This window comes from Streptomyces sp. NPDC126499 (assembly GCF_040302485.1).
Taxonomy (GTDB): domain Bacteria; phylum Actinomycetota; class Actinomycetes; order Streptomycetales; family Streptomycetaceae; genus Streptomyces.
In genome coordinates this window covers 285,065-303,037 of record NZ_JBEOUO010000008.1, presented here as the reverse complement: position 1 = coordinate 303,037, position 17,973 = coordinate 285,065, and the positions used below count along the sequence as shown (strand labels likewise).

Annotated in this window: 15 protein-coding genes; 7 read left to right on the top strand and 8 right to left on the bottom strand. The window is 73.2% G+C overall.

Features of this window, described 5'->3' with window-relative positions; all coding sequences use genetic code 11:
• The first annotated feature begins 32 nt into the window (after positions 1 to 32).
• Entirely contained in the window at positions 33 to 662 is a 630-nt protein-coding gene (locus tag ABTZ91_RS14890) for a hypothetical protein (protein ID WP_352077528.1), read from the top strand.
• A 129-nt stretch (positions 663 to 791) separates the two neighbouring features.
• On the opposite strand, the gene ABTZ91_RS14885 is transcribed toward ABTZ91_RS14890, so the two are convergent.
• Together ABTZ91_RS14885 and ABTZ91_RS14880 are read right to left on the bottom strand one after the other, a co-directional pair.
• Positions 792 to 2,999, bottom strand: a complete 2,208-nt coding sequence (locus ABTZ91_RS14885; protein WP_407077960.1) for a helix-hairpin-helix domain-containing protein — start codon at positions 2,997 to 2,999, stop codon at positions 792 to 794.
• Between the two features lie 251 nt (positions 3,000 to 3,250).
• Positions 3,251 to 4,237, bottom strand: a complete 987-nt coding sequence (locus tag ABTZ91_RS14880) for an aldo/keto reductase (RefSeq protein WP_352077526.1) — start codon at positions 4,235 to 4,237, stop codon at positions 3,251 to 3,253.
• A gap of 145 nt (positions 4,238 to 4,382) precedes the next feature.
• Here ABTZ91_RS14880 and ABTZ91_RS14875 point away from each other — a divergent pair, with 145 nt between their 5' ends.
• Both ABTZ91_RS14875 and ABTZ91_RS14870 read left to right on the top strand, forming a co-directional pair.
• Positions 4,383 to 5,432, top strand: coding sequence for an LLM class F420-dependent oxidoreductase (locus tag ABTZ91_RS14875; protein WP_352077525.1), 1,050 nt, complete (start codon positions 4,383 to 4,385; stop codon positions 5,430 to 5,432).
• 298 nt (positions 5,433 to 5,730) lie between these two features.
• Positions 5,731 to 6,516, top strand: coding sequence for a ferritin-like domain-containing protein (locus ABTZ91_RS14870; protein WP_352077524.1), 786 nt, complete (start codon positions 5,731 to 5,733; stop codon positions 6,514 to 6,516).
• A gap of 64 nt (positions 6,517 to 6,580) precedes the next feature.
• Here the strand turns inward: ABTZ91_RS14870 and ABTZ91_RS14865 are convergent, their stop codons facing one another.
• Entirely contained in the window at positions 6,581 to 7,579 is a 999-nt protein-coding gene (locus ABTZ91_RS14865; RefSeq protein WP_352077584.1) for a magnesium and cobalt transport protein CorA, read from the bottom strand.
• A 63-nt stretch (positions 7,580 to 7,642) separates the two neighbouring features.
• Here ABTZ91_RS14865 and ABTZ91_RS14860 point away from each other — a divergent pair, with 63 nt between their 5' ends.
• The 4 genes from ABTZ91_RS14860 to mshC all read left to right on the top strand — a co-directional run bounded on the left by ABTZ91_RS14860 (position 7,643) and on the right by mshC (position 11,219).
• Complete coding sequence (locus ABTZ91_RS14860) at positions 7,643 to 8,332, top strand: histidine phosphatase family protein (RefSeq protein WP_352077523.1); 690 nt, start codon at positions 7,643 to 7,645, stop codon at positions 8,330 to 8,332.
• A gap of 91 nt (positions 8,333 to 8,423) precedes the next feature.
• Positions 8,424 to 9,014 carry a DUF3090 domain-containing protein gene (locus ABTZ91_RS14855; RefSeq protein WP_352077522.1) on the top strand — a complete coding sequence of 197 codons (591 nt, stop codon included), beginning with the start codon at positions 8,424 to 8,426 and terminating at the stop codon, positions 9,012 to 9,014.
• A complete protein-coding gene (locus ABTZ91_RS14850; protein ID WP_352077521.1) occupies positions 9,011 to 9,811 on the top strand; it encodes an SCO1664 family protein in 801 nt (266 codons plus the stop codon). The genes ABTZ91_RS14855 and ABTZ91_RS14850 overlap by 4 nt, the downstream gene beginning before the upstream one ends.
• 178 nt (positions 9,812 to 9,989) lie before the next feature.
• A complete protein-coding gene (gene mshC / locus ABTZ91_RS14845; protein ID WP_352077520.1) occupies positions 9,990 to 11,219 on the top strand; it encodes a cysteine--1-D-myo-inosityl 2-amino-2-deoxy-alpha-D-glucopyranoside ligase in 1,230 nt (409 codons plus the stop codon).
• A 125-nt stretch (positions 11,220 to 11,344) separates the two neighbouring features.
• Here the strand turns inward: mshC and ABTZ91_RS14840 are convergent, their stop codons facing one another.
• The 5 genes from ABTZ91_RS14840 to ABTZ91_RS14820 form a co-directional block, all read right to left on the bottom strand.
• On the bottom strand, positions 11,345 to 12,640 hold the full coding sequence (locus tag ABTZ91_RS14840; protein ID WP_352077519.1) for a PAC2 family protein: 1,296 nt from the start codon (positions 12,638 to 12,640) through the stop codon (positions 11,345 to 11,347).
• Between the two features lie 308 nt (positions 12,641 to 12,948).
• Positions 12,949 to 14,553 (bottom strand): glycerol-3-phosphate dehydrogenase/oxidase, encoded by a 1,605-nt coding sequence (locus ABTZ91_RS14835; protein ID WP_352077518.1) that lies wholly within the window; start codon positions 14,551 to 14,553, stop codon positions 12,949 to 12,951.
• Between the two features lie 16 nt (positions 14,554 to 14,569).
• Positions 14,570 to 16,120: a glycerol kinase GlpK gene (gene glpK / locus ABTZ91_RS14830; protein WP_352077517.1), complete on the bottom strand. Its 1,551-nt coding sequence runs from the start codon at positions 16,118 to 16,120 to the stop codon at positions 14,570 to 14,572.
• A gap of 35 nt (positions 16,121 to 16,155) precedes the next feature.
• A complete protein-coding gene (locus tag ABTZ91_RS14825; RefSeq protein WP_352077516.1) occupies positions 16,156 to 16,941 on the bottom strand; it encodes an MIP/aquaporin family protein in 786 nt (261 codons plus the stop codon).
• A 265-nt stretch (positions 16,942 to 17,206) separates the two neighbouring features.
• Positions 17,207 to 17,971, bottom strand: a complete 765-nt coding sequence (locus ABTZ91_RS14820; protein WP_352077583.1) for an IclR family transcriptional regulator — start codon at positions 17,969 to 17,971, stop codon at positions 17,207 to 17,209.
• Positions 17,972 to 17,973 lie beyond the last annotated feature (2 nt).

The window sequence follows — 17,973 nt, the reverse complement described above, 5'->3', positions numbered from 1 at the left end:
GCCAAGGGCCCGGTACGGATAGCGTCTGTCCTATGTCTGATGCTGCGCAGCCCACCGCTGCCGAGGTACGCGCCGCCGCCGAGGCGGTCAAAGCCGCACTGGACCGTCACCTCGCGGCGGTCGAGGGCCGCACCGGGGACGACGACCCGGCCGTCTACGAGGCCTTCAACGCGCTCGCGGCGGCGGCGGAGGCGTACGACGAGGCCCTCTACGACCGGTACGACGAGGTCACCCCCTTCGAGATCCCCGGCGCCGACGACTCCCTGCCGCCCTACGCGGGGCCGGAGGAGCCGCACGCCCTCAGCGTGCTGATCCGCCGCGACTACGCCGTGGTGGAGCCGCAACGGCTCATCGCCCAGGCCCGCCGGGTGATCGACCCCGACCGGGACGAGGTCGCGGCGACGACCCACGCGGCGCTCGGCGTCCTCTTCGGCGAATACGAACCTGACGAAATCGCCTCCCGCCACAAGGAGTTCGGCCTGGAGGAGGGCGACTCCACGCTCTGGGTCGAGGCCGCCGAGGAACTGCCCGAACCGGGGGAGTGGCTGCACGCCCCCTTCGAGCAGGCCGACCCCGAGCGGATCGTCTGCCGCTTCGACATCAGCGCCGTCTTCGACGACGAGCCGGACGAGGACCTGGAGGACCGGGTCCGCCCGGCCTGAGCCGTCCGCGACCACGTCACCACGGCACCCGGACATCCCCGGAACCACCGGACCACGGGCGCCCTCACCGCGAGAGCGGGGAGGGCGCCCGTCGCGCTTCACGCGTCCGTGGCGCCCTACGCCTCCTTCTCATGGAGCGCCCTGTGCCTCCTCCTCGTGGAGCAGCGTCTCCAGGAGCGGGCGCAGCCGGGTCGTGCGCTCCGGGGTCCGGCCCTCCGCCACCGCGCGCGGCAGCGCCTGGTCGACGCCGTGGACGACCGAGAGATGGCGTTCGGCCCGCCCGAACGCCGTGTACACCCAGGCCCTGCTGAGGCCCGCGGCCGCGTCGCCGGGCAGCACCACGACCGCCGCCGGCCAGCGCGCCCCGACCGCCTGGTGCGCGGTCAGCGCCCAGCCGTGCCGCAGCGACGACTCGACGCGCTCCTTCGGTACGACGACCCGCTCGCCCCCGCAGTCCAGGTGCAGGCCCTCGGCGTCGGCCGAGACGACCGTGCCGGTGACCGTGCGGCCCGGAGCGGGGGAATGGGCCACCCGGTCGCCCGGGTCATAGCCTCCGAAGCGGCCGGGGCCGGGGTTGAGCCGCTGCTTGAGGGCCGCGTTGAGCGCGCGGGTGCCGGCCGAGCCGCCGTGCCCGACCGTGATCACCTGGGTCTGCCCGGCCGGCACCCCGAGCGCCCGCGGGATGGAGTCGGCGACCAGCTGCACCGTGCGGTGCACCGCCTCTCCGGCGTCCCGGACCGGGACGATCACGACCTCCTTGCCGGGGGCGTCCACCTGGGTCAGCTCGCCGATGCCGATGCCCGACACCAGCTCGCCGATCGGACCCGGATCAGGGGTGCGGGAGGCGATCTGGGGGGCGACGCGGGCCGCGAGCAGGTCGGCGAACACCCGGCCCGGCCCCGCCGACCCCAGCACGTGCGGGTCGCCGCTGAGCACCAGGCGGCAGCCGTCGGGCAGCGCCTCCACCAGCGCGGCGGCGCTCTCCACGTCGAGCTGCGGCGCGTCGAGCACCACCAGCAGGTCGAGCGCGAGGGCGCCCTCCGCGTCCCGGCCGGGCCCCGCCGCGCCGGACAGCAGTCCCGCCACGGTCAGGGCGCCGTCGCGGGCGGTGTGGGCCGCCACGGCCACCCGCAGCCCGCGCCCACGGGCCTCCTCGGCCAGCGCGACCGGCTCGGCGCGGGCGGCCTCGCCCCCGGTGTGCAGCACGAGACCGTGCTCCCCGGCGGCGCGGGCCAGCTCGGAGCCGTCCCACTGCTCGGCCCGGACCGTACGGATCAGGCGGGCGACGCCGTCGGCGAGGCTCTCCTCCGCGAGCGCGTACCGCTCAAGGCCGAGCAGCACCGGCACCTCGCGGCGCGGCTCGCCCGCACCGCCCTCCGCCGGCTCCTCCTGCCCATCCGGCTCCTCCTCGTCCTCCTCCTGGAAGACGAGGACCGCGGCCTCCGACACCGCCAGGTCGACGGCCTTGTCGGGCTCGGGCACCGCCAGCCTGGCAAGGCCGTCCCGTACGGCTCCGATCTCCAGGGCCGTGTGCCCCTTCAGCGCTGCCCGCTCCAGGAGCCAGGCCGCGAGCGCCACGGCCCGACGCGGATCGGCGGGACCGCACTCGGGGCCGAGGAGCGCCCGCGCGAAGCCGTCCGCCTGCTCCGGCCGCACGCCGGGCACGGCGAGCAGCTGCCACGGATCCTCCTCCAGGGCCCGCGCCGCGCCTTCGCCGAGCACGGCGGCCACCTGCCCGGCGAGCGCCTCGGGGGCCCCGCCGCGCCCGAGGACCTGCCGCACGGCTGCCGTCGTCTCCTCGGTCACCACCGGTGCCTCGGGCGCCGGCGGACGCACGGTCGTCTCCGGTGCCGCGGCCGCCACGGGCCGCGCCGGCGCGGGCGTCTCAAGCCGGGGGACCGCGACCGGCCTGGCGCCGCTCTCCACGGCCCGTACCGCCGCGAGGAGATCGGCGGCCGTCCCGCTCAACTTCGCGCCCGCCTCGACGGGCCCGCCCCGCTCCGCCTTCCGCTGCTCGATCCTGGCCCGCAGCTCCCGCTGCGCGGCGAGCTCCGCCTCCGCCTCGGACAGCTCGCGGGCCGCGGCGTCGCTCCCCGGGGCGTCGGCACCGACCGCGGTCTCGGTGCCGGTCTCGGCGCCGACTGCGGCCCCGGCCCCGGCCCCGGCGCCGGTCTCGGCGTCACCGGCTGCGTCCGCGTGCGCGGCCGGGGCGGGCCCGGGCGCATCGCGGTTCTCCTGAACGGCGCCCCCAGCCTCCGGCGCGTCCTCTCGGGTTTCCGCGCCGTCCTCCGAGCGCGCGGCACCGTCCGCGTCCGCCGGTCCGTCCGTGTCTCTCAGTCCGTCGCCGTCCGCCGGTCCGTCCGCGTCCGCCGGTCCGTCCGTGTCCGCCGGTCCGTCCGCGTCCGCCGACCCGTCTCCGTCCCTCAGTCCGTCGCCGCCCCCCGGGCCTTCCTCGGCGGCCGGGTTGCTGGCCGGGCCGGCCGGGCCCGTGGCCTGCGTGTCGGCGGTGGCCTCGTCGGCCGGCCCGGTGGCGGGCCGGTCCGTCAGGGCGTCGGCGGCCTCGGGCGTGTTCTCCCCGGAAGGCTCGGTCACAAGGTGCTCCAGTCGTGATCCGGATAGCGGTGCACGGGCGCCGACACATCGTCGAGGGCCCGGCAGATCTCGTCAGGAAGACTAAGGCTCTCCACTGACAGCGCGGCTCTGAGCTGCTGCGCGTTGCGCGCGCCGATGATCGGGGCGGTCACGCCGGGGCGGTCGCGGACCCAGGCGAGGGCGACCTGCAGCGGGGTGGTGGCGAGTCCGTCGGCGGCCGTGCTGACCGCGTCCACGATCCGGGCGGCCGCCTCGTCCAAGTACGGCTCGACGAAGGGGGCCAGGGCCTCCGAGCCGCCGCGCGAGTCCGTCGGCGTGCCGTGCCGGTACTTCCCCGTGAGCACCCCGCGCCCGAGCGGGGAGGAGGGCAACAGCCCTATGCCGAGGTCCATCGCGGCCGGCAGCACCTCCCGCTCGACACCGCGCTGGAGCAGCGAGTACTCCATCTGCGTCCCGGCGAGCCGGGTCCGGTCGCCGCCGAGCTGCCACGTCCCGGCCTTGGCCAGCTGCCAGCCGCAGAAGTTCGACACACCGGCGTAGCGGGCCCGGCCGCTGCGCACGGCGATGTCGAGGGCCTGCAGCGACTCCTCCAGCGGAGTGTGCGGGTCGTAGGCGTGCAGCAGCCACAGGTCCACGTAGTCCGTGCCGAGCCGGGCGAGCGAGGCGTCGAGCGCGGCCAGCAGATGACCGCGCGAGCCGTCGGTGCGCCGGTCGGGGTCGGGGACACTGCCCGCCTTGGTCGAGATCACCAGGTCCCGGCGCGGCACGAGACCCGACCGGTCGTCCATGAGCCGCCCGAGCAGATACTCCGCCTCGCCACCGCCGTACACGTCGGCCGTGTCCACGAGCGTGCCGCCCGCGTCCCAGAACGCCTTCAACTGCTCGGCGGCGTCGTGCTCGTCGGTGTCCCGGCCCCACGTGAGGGTGCCGAGCCCGAGCCGGGACACGCGCAGGCCGGTACGTCCGAGATGCCTCTGCTCCATGGCCGCGAGATTACTGGCCACGGCACCACGCGGAGAGAGCCTGTGGACAACCTGTCCACAGGCCCGTCCGGCTCCTGTCCGACGCGCGGCCCGCACGCTAGAGTCCCGCCCACAGGACGTTACCGATGGGTAAGGGGTACGTGGCATGCGGCTCGGCATCAACCTCGGCTACTGGGGCGCGGGCATGGACGGCGACAACCTCGCCGTGGCGCAGGAGGCGGACCGCCTCGGCTACGACGTGTGCTGGGCGGCGGAGGCGTACGGCTCCGACGCCCCCACGGTGCTCTCCTGGGTCGCCGCCAAGACCGAGCGGATCGACGTCGGTTCGGCGATCATGCAGATCCCGGCCCGGCAGCCCGCGATGACGGCGATGACCGCCGCCACCCTCGACTCGCTCTCCGGAGGCCGCTTCCGCCTCGGCCTCGGCGTCTCCGGCCCCCAGGTCTCCGAGGGCTGGTACGGCGTCACGTTCGACAAGCCGCTGGCCCGCACCCGCGAGTACGTCGAGATCGTCCGCAAGGCCATGTCCCGCGAGCGCCTCACCTACCAGGGCGAGCACTGGACGCTGCCGCTGCCGGACGGCCCCGGCAAGCCGATCAAGCTCACGGTCCACCCGACCCGCCCGCACATCCCGCTCTACATCGCCGCCATCGGTCCCAAGAACCTGGAGCAGACCGGGGAGATCGCCGACGGCGCGCTGCTGATCTTCCCGTCCGCCGAGCACCTGGAGGAGACCGCCCTGCGCCACCTCCGCGCGGGCCGCGAGAAGGCCGGGCTGACGATGGAGGGCTTCGACGTCCACCCGACCCTGCCGCTCGCCCTCGGGGACGACATCGACGCCCTGGCCGACGTCTTCCGGCCGTACACGGCGCTCTACGTCGGCGGCATGGGCAGCCGCAAGCAGAACTTCTACAACCAGCTCGCCCGGCGCATGGGCTACGAGCAGGCCGCCGCCGAGATCCAGGACAAGTACCTGGCGGGGGACAAGGAGGGCGCCGCCGCGGCCGTACCGAGGCAGCTGATCGACCAGACCACCCTGCTCGGCTCCGTCGACCGGATCGCCGACCGCATGAAGGCCTACGCGGCGGCCGGGGTCACCACCCTGACCCTCGCCCCGGCCGGCTTCACGCTGGACGAGCGGATCGCCGCCCTCCGCGCGGGCGTGGAGGCCCTGGAGCGGGCCGGACTCGCCTGACCGCCGGACGTACGGGGGTCAGGAGCCGAGGAGGAAGCCTGCGGCCGTGGTGGGGGCTCGGGGGTCTTCCCCGCCACGGCCGTCACGCAGCTCAACGCGCGAGCGAGCCCGGGGTTACGCGCCCCGCGGCACTTCCTCCGCGGCTCCTTCGCGACTCCTCGGCGTCTCCTCCGCGGCCGTGCCCGTACCCCGTTCGGCTCAGCCCCCGCAGCCCTCCTGTTGCCCGCTGGCCAGGGCCGCATTTGACTCGTACTCCGCGGGCGTGCGGCGTACGGACGTCCGCATGGAGGTGGCACCCATGCTTTCGGCCAAGAGCCTGTTCCAGGAAATCATCGACGACGACGAGTCCTTCCAGCTCTTCTGCTCCATCGCCGCCAGCGGCGAGGCGCAGGGAGGCTGGGAGAACGGCCGGATCGCCGCCCTCGTCCCGTCCGGCATGCGGGACATGGCCCCGAAGATCGCCCGGCACGGCGCCGACGAGGACAAGCACGGCCGGATCTTCAACGCGCTGCTGAGGAAGCGGGGCCTCGAACCCGTCCCCGTACCGCCCGAGACGGACTACACGATGCTGCTCGAACGGCGCGGGATCGGCCTGGCCCACGACAAGCTCCGCCGGGACGAGCCCCTCACGGAGCGGGACATCGTCGTCTACCTCAGCCACAGCCGGGTCACCGAGCAGCGCGCCGCCGACCAGATGGACATGCTCGTCAAGCACTTCGGGCAGCACCCCGAGCTGGGCAAGGCCATCCACATGATCGACGACGACGAGTCCAACCACCTCGCCTACTGCCACGAGGAACTGCTGCGCCTCAACTACGAGGGGCACGGCCGGCTCATCCAGCGCACCCTGCGCGAGTCCGCGCTCACCGAGATCCAGGTCTACCGCGACGTCAGCCTCGCCGTGATGCGCCACATGGGCCGCATCCTGCGTTGGCCCCGCGCCAAGTCCGCCGCCCTCGTCACCGGCATCCACGCCCTGTACGCGTACGAGCGGGCCGCCGGCTGGCACCGGATGGTGGACCTGCGGATGCCCGAGCGCCGCAACGCGCTGGGAGGGCCCATGACCCCCGCCCCCGCCTTCTGAGCCCGTCTCCGTCCGGACCCGGCTCGCACATCCGGGCTCCGGCTCCTGGCTCCCCCGGCGCGGCTCACATCCAGCCGCGCCGCTTGAACAGCCGGTACAGGCCCGCGACCGCCCCGGCCATCAGCAGCACCACCGCCGGATACGACCACGTCCAGCGCAGTTCCGGCATGTGGTCGAAGTTCATGCCGTAGATCCCCGCGACCATCGTGGGAACCGCGGCCATCGCCGCCCACGCCGAGATCTTGCGCATGTCGTCGTTCTGCCGCACGCCCATCTGCGCCAGATGCGCCGACAGCACGTCCGACAGCAGCCGGTCCAGGCCCTCGACCTGCTCCGTCGCCCGCAGCAGATGGTCCTGCACGTCCCGGAAGAACGGCTTCGACCGCTCGCGCACGAAGGGCACGGCCCCCGACGCCAGCCGGGCCATCGGCCCGGCCAGCGGGCTGCTCGCCCGGCGGAACTCCAGGACCTGCCGCTTCGCCGTGTAGATCCGCTCCGCCGTCCGCCCCGGCCCGGTGCCGGACGACGACGGCGCGAAGACGTCCGCCTCCAGCTCCTCCAGGTCGACCTGGAGCTCGGCCGCCACCTCCAGGTAGTGGTCCACCACCGCGTCGCTGATCGCGTACAGCACCGACGTCGGCCCGTGCTTCAGCACCTCCGGGTCGGCCTCCAGGCGCCTGCGCACCGCCGCCAGCGGAGCCCCCTCGCCGTGCCGCACCGTCACCACGAACGAGTCGCCGATGAAGACCATCAGCTCGCCCGACGAGACCCGGTCGCTCTCCGGCTCGTACACCACCGGCTTCAGCACCGCGAACAGCGAGTCGTCGTACACCTCCAGCTTCGGCCGCTGATGCGCCTTCAGGGCGTCCTCGACGGCCAGCGGGTGCAGCGAGAACTCCGCCGTGACGTGGTCGAACTCGGCCGCCGTCGGCTCGTGCAGACCCACCCACAGAAACGCGTCGCCGGACGCCCGCGCCTGCGCCAGCGCGTCCGACAGATCCCCGGGGTCGTCCGTCCTGCGCCCGTCCCGGTACAGGGCTGAGTCCACGATCACGGCCCGTATTCTCCCCTTCCCTCTCCCGTCACGCACCCGCACGCCCCCCGCCTACCCCCTAGGCTGACGGACATGGCCACGCTCCTCCTCGTCCGGCACGGACGCTCCACCGCCAACACCTCCGGAGTGCTCGCCGGGCGGACGCCCGGCGTGGCGCTCGACGAACGCGGTGCCGCGCAGGCCGCCGCACTGCCCGGCCGCCTCGCCGGGGTGCCGCTCGCAGCCGTCGTCTCCAGCCCGCTCCAGCGCTGCCGCGAGACCGTGCGGCCGCTGCTCGACGCCCGCCCCGGACTTCCGCTGCACACCGAGGAGCGGATCAACGAGTGCGACTACGGGGACTGGTCCGGCCGCAAGCTCGCCGAGCTCATGGACGAGCCGCTGATGCAGGTCGTCCAGTCCCACCCCTCCGCCGCCGTCTTCCCCGGAGGCGAGTCCCTGCGCGCCATGCAGGCGCGGGCCGTGGACGCGGTGCGGGACTGGAACGAGCGCATCGAGGCCGAGCACGGCGAGGACGCCGTCTACGTGATGTGCTCGCACGGCGACATCATCAAGTCCCTCGTCGCCGACGCCCTCGGCCTCCACCTCGACCTCTTCCAGCGCGTCCACGTCGACCCCTGCTCGCTCACCGTCATCCGCTACACCCGCCTGCGGCCCTTCCTCGTCCGCCTCGGCGACACCGGCGACCTCGCCGCGCTCGCCCCCCGCGAGACCCCCGCCGACGGCGGTGCAGCGGAGGTCGGAGGCGGTGCGGGCGCACCGTGATCCATCCGCGCAGTAGGGTGGACGCGCCGCTGTAAAGCCGTCGCAAGACCAGTCCCCAGCACCACAGTCGAGACCCAAGGGAGTCGGGAACGTGTCCCGTCAGGTGTTCCTCTACGACCCACCGGAGCGTTTCGTGGCCGGCACGGTCGGGCTGCCTGGCCGTCGTACGTTCTTCCTGCAGGCGTCCGCGGGCGGCCGGGTCACCAGCGTCGCCCTGGAGAAGACCCAGGTCGCGGCCCTCGCCGAGCGGATCGACGAACTCCTCGACGAGGTCGTGCGCCGCACCGGCGGCAACGCCCCCGTGCCCGCGGTCGCCCCGCCGGACACCACCGACACCGCCCCGCTGGACACTCCCATCGAGGAGGAGTTCCGGGTCGGCACCATGGCCCTCGCCTGGGACGGCGAGGAGCAGCGCATGATCGTCGAGGCGCAGGCGCTCGTCGAGCTCGACGCGGACTCCGAGGAGGACCTCGCCGAGGCCGAGGAGCGGCTCCTCCAGGACGAGGAGAACGGCCCGCCGATGCTGCGGGTCCGGCTGACCGGCGCCCAGGCCAGGGCCTTCGCCAAGCGGGCCCTGGAGGTGGTCAACGCCGGCCGCCCGCCGTGCCCGCTGTGCAGCCTGCCGCTCGACCCGGAGGGCCACGTCTGCCCGCGCCAGAACGGATACCGTCGCGGCGCATGAGCAGTCACCAGGCCCTCGCGGCGGTCGACCTGCTCGCCCGGGGGGAGCTGACCGTCCGCGGCCAGGTCCGTGAGGCCTCCAACGCCGTGCTGTTCTGCTCCGTCGCGTACGAGGGCGAGGAGGCGGCCTGCGTCTACAAGCCGGTCGCCGGGGAGCGCCCGCTGTGGGACTTCCCCGACGGCGCCGCCCAGCGCGAGGTCGCCGCCTACGAGCTGTCCGAGGCGACCGGCTGGGGCCTGGTCCCGCCGACCGTGCTGCGCGACGGGCCGTACGGCGAGGGCATGGTCCAGCTGTGGGTGGAGGCCGACCCGGAGGCGACCCTGCTCGCCCTCGTCGAGGACGAGGAGCCGGGCGAAGGGTGGAAGGCCGTCGGGCCCGCCCGGATCGCGGAGGACCGCACGGCTCTCCTCGTCCACGCCGACCTGCCGGAGCTGCGCCGGCTCGCCGTCCTCGACGCCGTGATCAACAACGGCGACCGCAAGGGCGGTCACCTGCTGCCGGCGCCGGACGGGCGGCTCTACGGGATCGACCACGGGGTCTCCTTCCACGTGGACGACAAGCTGCGCACCCTGCTGTGGGGCTGGGCGGGGGAGGAGATGACCGAGGAGGCCGTAGCCGTGCTGGCGACGCTCGACGCGCGGCTCGCGCCGGGCACTCCACTGGCCGAACGGCTCGCCGGGCTCCTGACGGCCGCCGAGGTGGACGCCCTGCGGGCGCGGGTGGCCCTGCTGCGCAGGACCGGGCGCCACCCCGTACCGTCCGGTGAGTGGCCGGCGATCCCCTGGCCGCCCGTGTGAGCACCGGCGCCTGAGCTGCGGCCCGTCGCCTCGACCGATGCTTTTCGGCCAATTCATGGCGGACTAGCAAGACCCCCCGGGGGTATGCATGGACGGCGCCGTCCCGCAAGACCGTGAGATCGGACAAGATCCCGCACGCGGTTCGTATCCGGAACAGCTGTCCGGTTACGCTCAGGACATGCATGCCTGGCCCGCTTCTGAGGTCCCCGCCCTGCCCGGCAAGGGCCGCGACCTCCGGATTCACGACACCGCGACCGGTGGACGAGTGACCCTCGCCCCCGGCCCCGTCGCCCGCATCTACGTCTGCGGCATCACGCCGTACGACGCGACCCACATGGGACACGCGGCGACCTACAACGCGTTCGACCTCGTTCAGCGCGTGTGGCTCGACACCAAGCGGCAGGTTCACTACGTCCAGAACGTCACCGACGTGGACGATCCGCTCCTCGAGCGGGCCCACCGCGACGGCATCGACTGGGTCGGCCTCGCCGAGCGCGAGACCGCACTCTTCCGCGAGGACATGACCGCCCTGCGCATGCTGCCCCCGCAGCAGTACATCGGCGCGGTCGAGGCCATACCGGGCATCGTCCCCCTCGTCGAGCGGCTGCGGGACTCCGGCGCCGCCTACGAGCTCGACGGCGACATCTACTTCTCCGTCGAGGCCGACCCGCACTTCGGCCAGGTGTCGAACTACGACACCGAACTGATGCGCCACCTGTCCGCCGAGCGCGGCGGCGACCCGGACCGCCCGGGCAAGAAGAACCCCCTCGACCCGATGCTGTGGATGGCCGCCCGCGAGGGCGAGCCCCGCTGGGACGGCGCCAGCCTCGGTCCCGGCCGCCCCGGCTGGCACATCGAGTGCGTCGCCATCGCCCTCGACCACCTCGGCATGGGCTTCGACGTCCAGGGCGGCGGCTCCGACCTGATCTTCCCGCACCACGAGATGGGCGCCTCCCACGCCCAGGCCCTGACCGGCGAGTTCCCCATGGCCAAGGCGTACGTCCACGCCGGCATGGTCGCCCTCAACGGCGAGAAGATGTCCAAGTCCAAGGGCAACCTGGTCTTCGTCTCCAAGCTGCGCCGGGACGGCGTCGACCCGGTCGCCATCCGGCTCGCCCTGCTCTCGCACCACTACCGGGACGACTGGGAGTGGACCGACCAGGTCCTGAAGGACGCGGTCGACCGCCTCGGCCGCTGGCGCGCCGCCGTCTCCCGCCCCGACGGCCCCTCCGCCGACGCCCTCGTCGAGGAGATCCGCGAGGCGCTCGCCGACGACCTGGACGCCCCGGCCGCGCTCGCCGCGGTCGACCGCTGGGTCGCGCGCCAGACCGCCGAGGGCGGCACCGACGAGTCCGCCCCCGGCCTCGTCTCCCGCGCGGTCGACGCACTGCTCGGCGTCGCCCTGTAGCGCACCCGCGCCTTTGCACCGGCGGGCCGCTCGCCTGGACCTCGGGTCCCGGGAGCGGCCCGCGTGCTGTGTGCCCGGCGGAAACGGCTACGGGAGGGGCGGCCGCGCCACCCCTCCCGTATCGGTCACTCGCCGGCGTCCTCGCCGTCCTGTCTCCGCTCGCCCTCGGCCGCGCGCCGCTCCGGGCCCTTCCCGCGGCCCTCGCCCTCGGCCTCGGCTGGACCCGGCTCGGCCGCGCGCCGCTCCGGGCCCTTCCCGCGGCGCTCGCCCTCGGCTGGACCCGGCTCGGCCGAGCCCCGCTCGGGGCCCTGCTCCGGGCTCTCGTCCGCGGTGTGCCGCTCCGGACCCTCTTCGGCGGTGTGCTGCTCCGGACCCTCTTCGGCGGTGTGCTGCTCCGGACCCTCTTCGGCGGTGCGCTGCTCCGGCTGCTCCGGCTCCGCTCCCGGTACCGCCTCGGGGCCGGGCTGCTGCGGCTTCGGCGGCCGGGTGCGCTCGCTCGTGCCGTCCCGCAGGTACGAGGTGTCGCCGCCCTCCGTCGCCACTCCCGGGCCCGCGCCCGGACCGGAGCCCGGGCCCGAACCCGGGTCGCGGCGCCGCAGATAGCGCTCGAACTCGCGGGCGATGGCCTCGCCGGAGGCCTCCGGAAGCTCAGCGGTGTCCCGCGCCTCCTCCAGCGTCTGCACGTACTCGGCCACCTCGCTGTCCTCGGCGGCCAGCTGGTCCACGCCCAGCTGCCACGCCCGCGCGTCCTCGGGCAGCTCGCCCAGCGGGATGTGCAGACCGATCAGGTCCTCGAGGCGGTTGAGCAGCGCCAGCGTCGCCTTCGGGTTCGGCGGCTGCGACACGTAGTGCGGGACGGCCGCCCACAGGCTCACCGCGGGGACCCCCGCGTGCGTGCACGCCTCCTGGAGGATGCCGACGATGCCGGTGGGCCCCTCGTAGCGCGTCTCCTCCAGCTCCATCGTCCGCGCCAGGTCGGGGTCGGAGGTGACCCCGCTGACCGGTACCGGACGGGTGTGCGGGGTGTCACCGAGCAGCGCGCCCAGGATCACGACCATCTCCACACCCAGTTCGTGCGCGAAGCCGAGCAGTTCGTTGCAGAATGAGCGCCAGCGCATCGACGGTTCGATCCCGCGCACCAGGACCAGGTCCCGGGGCTTCTCGCCGCCGATCCGTACCACCGAGAGCCGGGTCGTCGGCCAGGTGATCTTCCGGACGCCGCCGTCCAGCCACACGGTGGGCCGGTTGACCTGGAAGTCGTAGTAGTCCTCGGCGTCGAGCGCCGCGAACACCTCGCCCTTCCACTCCCGGTCCAGATGGGCGACCGCCGCGGAGGCGGCGTCACCGGCGTCGTTCCACCCCTCGAACGCGGCCACCATGACCGGGTCGATCAGCTCGGGCACCCCCTCGAGCTCGATCACCCAGCGCCTCCTTCGTCGAAGTTCCAGTCGTACGGACCAACCTTATGCCTTTCCGGCGGCCCGCCCGCCGCCCTCGGAGTCGCCCGAGAGCCGACGCGGCCTTGATCGACTACCCAGGAACTCCCGTCCGCACGCGTAGCGGCGTCACTCCCGCCGCGGGGCGGTCACGTTCCGCGGCGCGGGACGGAACGCGCCCTCCCGTCGACGCCTTCCTCGGTCCACGGCGAGCGTGGCGTCGTCCTCGGCGGGAACGCGTAAGGGGCGGTCTCTCTTGAGACCGCCCCATACCAATCCCCGCCGCTCGGCGGCTACTTGCGCAGCATGTCCTCGACCTTGCCGCGGATCTCGTCCGTGGCGAGTCCGCGGATGGTCAGCGTGGTGCGGCGGCGCAGCACGTCGTCCGCCGTCTCGGCCCACTCGTGGTCGCGGGCGTAGGCGACCTGGGCCCAGATCTCCGGCGCGTCGGGGTGGATGCGCTCGGCGAGCTCGGGGTTCTCGTTCGCCATGCGGGCGATGTCGAAGGAGAGCGAACCGTAGTGCGTCGCCAGGTGCTTGGCGGTGTCGGCGGCCATCCGCGGGCCGGGCGCCGGGCCGTCCACGAGCAGCCGGTGGGCGACCGCGTTGGGGTTGGCTATGCCGGGCAGCGGCAGCCGCTTCGGCAGCGTGGCGACCGGCTCGTAGTCCTCGCCGAGGGGGTGGCCCGGCAGCGACTCCAGCTTCTTCATGATGGTGCGGCCGATGTGGCGGAAGGTGGTCCACTTGCCGCCGGCCACCGACAGCATGCCGCCGCGGCCCTCGGTGACGACCGTCTCGCGCTTGGCCTTGGAGGTGTCGCCGGGACCGCCGGGCAGCACCCGCAGACCCGCGAAGGCGTAGGTGATCAGGGAGCGGTCGAGCTGCTGGTCGCGGATGGAGAAGGCGGCCTCGTCCAGGATCTGGGCGATGTCCTTGTCGTTGACCGCGACCTCGCCCGGGTCGCCCTCGTACTCCTCGTCGGTGGTGCCGAGCAGCAGCATGTCCTCCCAGGGGAGGGCGAAGGTGATCCGGTACTTGTCGATCGGGGTGGCGAGCGCGGCCTTCCAGGGGGAGGTGCGCTTGAGGACCAGGTGCGCGCCCTTGGACAGGCGGATCGAGGGGGCCGCGTTGGGGTCCTCCATCCGGCGCAGGTGGTCGACCCACGGTCCGGTGGCGTTGAGGACCAGGCGGGCGCCGACGCCGAACTCCGCGCCGTCGAGACGGTCCTTCAGCTCGGCGCCGGTGACGCGGCCGTTGGTGAAGCGCAGGCCCGTGACCTCGGCGTGGTTGAGGACGACGGCGCCGGCGTCGACGGCGGCGCGGACCGTCATCAGCGCCATCCGGGCGTCGTTCATCTGGTCGTCGCCGTAGACGGCGACGGCCTTCAGGTTGTCCGTGCGCAGCTCCGGCACGTCCTGGGCGGCCTTGGCGGGGCTCAGCAGGTGGCCGACGCCGTCGCCGAAGGCGGACAGCGCGCTGTACGCGAAGACACCGGCGCCCAGCTTGGCCGCGCCGTGCGGGCCGCCCTTGTAGACGGGCAGGTAGAAGGTGAGCGGGTTGGACAGGTGGGGGGCGACCTGGCGGGAGACCGCGCGCCGCTCGAAGTGGTTCTCCGCGACCAGCTTGACCGCGCCGGTCTGCAGGTAGCGCAGGCCGCCGTGGAGCAGCTTGGAGGAGGCGGAGGAGGTGGCGCCGGCGAAGTCGCCGGCGTCCACCAGGGCCACCCGCAGTCCGGACTGCGCGGCGTGCCAGGCGGTGGAGATGCCCAGGATGCCGCCGCCGATCACCAGGAGGTCGTACGTCGCCTTGGACAGCTGCTCTCTGGTCTCGGCGCGGGTCGGCAGGGAACCGGCGGCCGGGTGCATCCCCAGGGAGGGGAGGCTCTGCAGGGTGGTCATCGCGAATTACTCCTCGTCAGTTCTCTTCTGCTTCGAGCCAGCCCATGGAGCGCTCTACGGCCTTGAGCCAGTTCTTGTACTCGCTGTCGCGCTTGTCGGCGTCCATGCGAGGGGTCCATTCGGCGGCCCGGCGCCAGTTGGCGCGCAGGGCGTCGGTGTCGGGCCAGAAGCCGACGGCCAGGCCGGCGGCGTAGGCGGCGCCGAGGCAGGTGGTCTCGGCGACCATCGGGCGCACGACGGGGGCGTCCAGGAAGTCCGAGAGGGTCTGCATCAGCAGGTTGTTGGAGGTCATGCCGCCGTCGACCTTGAGGGCCGTCAGCTCGACGCCCGAGTCCTTGGTCATGGCGTCGGTGATCTCGCGGGTCTGCCAGGCGGTGGCCTCGAGGACGGCGCGGGCGATGTGCGCCTTGGTGACGTAGCGGGTGAGGCCGGCGATCACGCCGCGGGCGTCGGAGCGCCAGTACGGGGCGAACAGGCCGGAGAAGGCCGGCACGAAGTAGGCGCCGCCGTTGTCCTCGACGGAGGAGGCGAGGGTCTCGATCTCGGCGGCGGACTTGATCAGGCCCATCTGGTCGCGCATCCACTGGACGAGCGAGCCGGTGACGGCGATGGAGCCCTCCAGGGCGTAGACCGGCTTCTGGTCGCCGATCTGGTAGCCGACCGTGGTCAGCAGGCCGCTGTAGGAGTTGATGATCTTGTCGCCGGTGTTCATCAGCATGAACGTTCCGGTGCCGTACGTGGACTTGGCCTCGCCCTCGGCGAAACACGTCTGGCCGAACAGGGCGGCCTGCTGGTCGCCGAGCGCGGAGGCGACCGGGACGCCGTCGAGGACGCCGCCCTTGACCGTGCCGTACACCTCGGCGGAGGAGCGGATCTCCGGCAGCACGGCCGCCGGGACCTCCATGGAGTCCAGGATCCGCTGGTCCCACTGCATGGTGTGGAGGTTCATCAGCATGGTGCGGGAGGCGTTGGTGACGTCGGTGACGTGGTGACCGCCGTCCACACCGCCCGTCAGGTTCCAGATGACCCAGGAGTCCATGGTGCCGAAGAGGATGTCGCCGCGCTCGGCGCGCTCGCGCAGGCCCTCGACGTTGTCGAGCAGCCAGCGGACCTTCGGGCCGGCGAAGTACGAGGCGAGGGGGAGACCGGTCTCGCGGCGGAAGCGGTCCTGGCCGACGTTGCGGCCGAGCTCCTTGCACAGGGCGTCGGTGCGGGTGTCCTGCCACACGAGCGCGTTGTGGACGGGTTCACCGGTGTTCTTGTCCCACAGCAGCGTCGTCTCGCGCTGGTTGGTGATGCCGATCGCCTTGACGTCGGCGGCGGTGATCCCGGCCTTGGCGATGGCTCCGGCGACGACCTCCTGGACGTTGGTCCAGATCTCGGTGGCGTCGTGCTCGACCCAGCCCGGCTTCGGGAAGATCTGCTCGTGCTCCTTCTGGTCGACGGAGACGATCCGGCCGTCCTTGTCGAAGACGATGCAGCGGGACGAGGTGGTGCCCTGGTCGATGGCCGCGATGAAGGGGCCGGCGCCGTGCGAGGCGGTGCCGGGGGTGTGTGCGTCGGTCACGGTGTGCTCCAAGGGAGGTCTGGGAGAAGGACGGCTCAGGCGAACGCGATGTTGTAGATACCCGCGGCGATGGCTCCGCCGATCAGCGGACCGGCGACCGGGATCCAGGCGTAGCTCCAGTCGGAGCCGCCCTTGTTCGGCAGCGGGAGGAGGGCGTGCACGATGCGCGGGCCCAGGTCGCGGGCGGGGTTGATCGCGTAGCCGGTCGGACCGCCGAGCGAGAGGCCGATGGAGACGACGACGAAGGCGGTGATCAGGGCGCCGATGACGCCGAGTCCCTTGCCGCTGTCGTTGAGGCCCTGCGTGAGCACGGCGAGCACCAGCACCACGGTGCCGATGATCTCGGTGGCCAGGTTCTGCCAGGTGTTGCGGATCTCGGGGCCGGTGGAGAAGACGCCGAGCACCGGACCGGCCGCGGGGGCGGCCTTCTGGTCGACCATGCCCTCCTCGCGCGCCACCGAGATGATCGACTCGTCCGTGAGGTGCGCCCGGAACTGCCCGTAGTAGGCCACCCAGACCAGCGCCGCGCCGATCATCGCGCCCAGCATCTGACCGGCGACGTAGACCGGTACGTCGCCCCACGCCCCGTCCTTGATCGCTATACCGATCGTCACGGCGGGGTTCAGATGGGCGCCGGAGAGGGAAGCGGTCATGTAGACCGCCGTCATGACGGCGAAGCCCCACCCGAAGGTGATCGCGAGCCAGCCCGCGCCGCGGGCCTTGGAGCTCTTGAGCGTGACGGCGGCGCAGACACCACCGCCGAGCAGGATGAGTACGGCGGTACCGATGGTCTCGCCGAGGAAGATGTCGGAGCTGGACACCCGCGACTCCTTTGTCCTTCGTCCAGGGGAAGGCGAACCCCGGGTCCCTCCGGTGGTCCGCGCCCTCGGGGTGAGGGCGGTACGGCCCTTGGCACTGTCACACCTTAGCGTGTATTGCCGGTAGCTGTTCGACAATGCCGACCGATGAACGGAAGTTTTGCGCCACGGTGAACAGCGCGTCAAGGGTCGCGGGCGCGAAAAACCCGCCGATAACGCGATCGTTACCGACGGGTTGGGACCTGCTCAGGGGTAGCCGGAAAACGCTTCAGAAGCGGCCCGCCCCCAGGTCCCGCGAGACCGCGCGGGCGCAGTCGCGCACCGCCGCCACGAGCTCCGAGCGCAGCTCGCCCCCGGAGCAGACCCGCTCCACCGCGCCCGTGATGGCCACGGCCCCCACCGGCATCCTGCGCCGGTCGTGGATGGGCGCGGCCACCGAGGCCACGCCCTCCCAGGTCTCCTCCACGTCCGCGGCCCAGCCGCGCGCCCGGGTCATGTCCAGCAGCGCCTCGAAGTCCGCGAGCCCCGTGACCGTACGGGGCGTGAACGGCTCCCGCTCGACCTCGACCGCCTCGCTGTGCGCCACCGGGTCGTACGCCGAGAGCACCTTGCCCAGGGCCGTGGAGTGCAGCGGCTGCATGGCCCCCACCTCCAGGACCTGCCGGCTGTCGTCGGGCCGGAAGACGTGGTGGACGATCAGCACGCCCTGCTGGTGCAGCACGCCGAGGTGGACGCTCTCCCCGCTGGAGCGGGCCAGGTCGTCCGTCCACACCAGCGCCCGCGCGCGCAGTTCGTGCACGTCCAGGTAGCTGTTGCCGAGCCGCAGCAGCTCCGCGCCCAGCTGGTAGCGGCCGGAGGCGGCGTCCTGCTCCACGAAGCCCTCGGCCTGGAGCGTGCGCAGGATGCCGTGCGCCGTTCCCTTGGCGAGGCCCAGGGAAGAGGCGATGTCGGACAGGCCGAGCCGGCGCTCGCCGCCCGCGAGCAGTCGCAGCATCGCCGCCGCTCGTTCAAGCGACTGGATGTTCTTCGCCATCG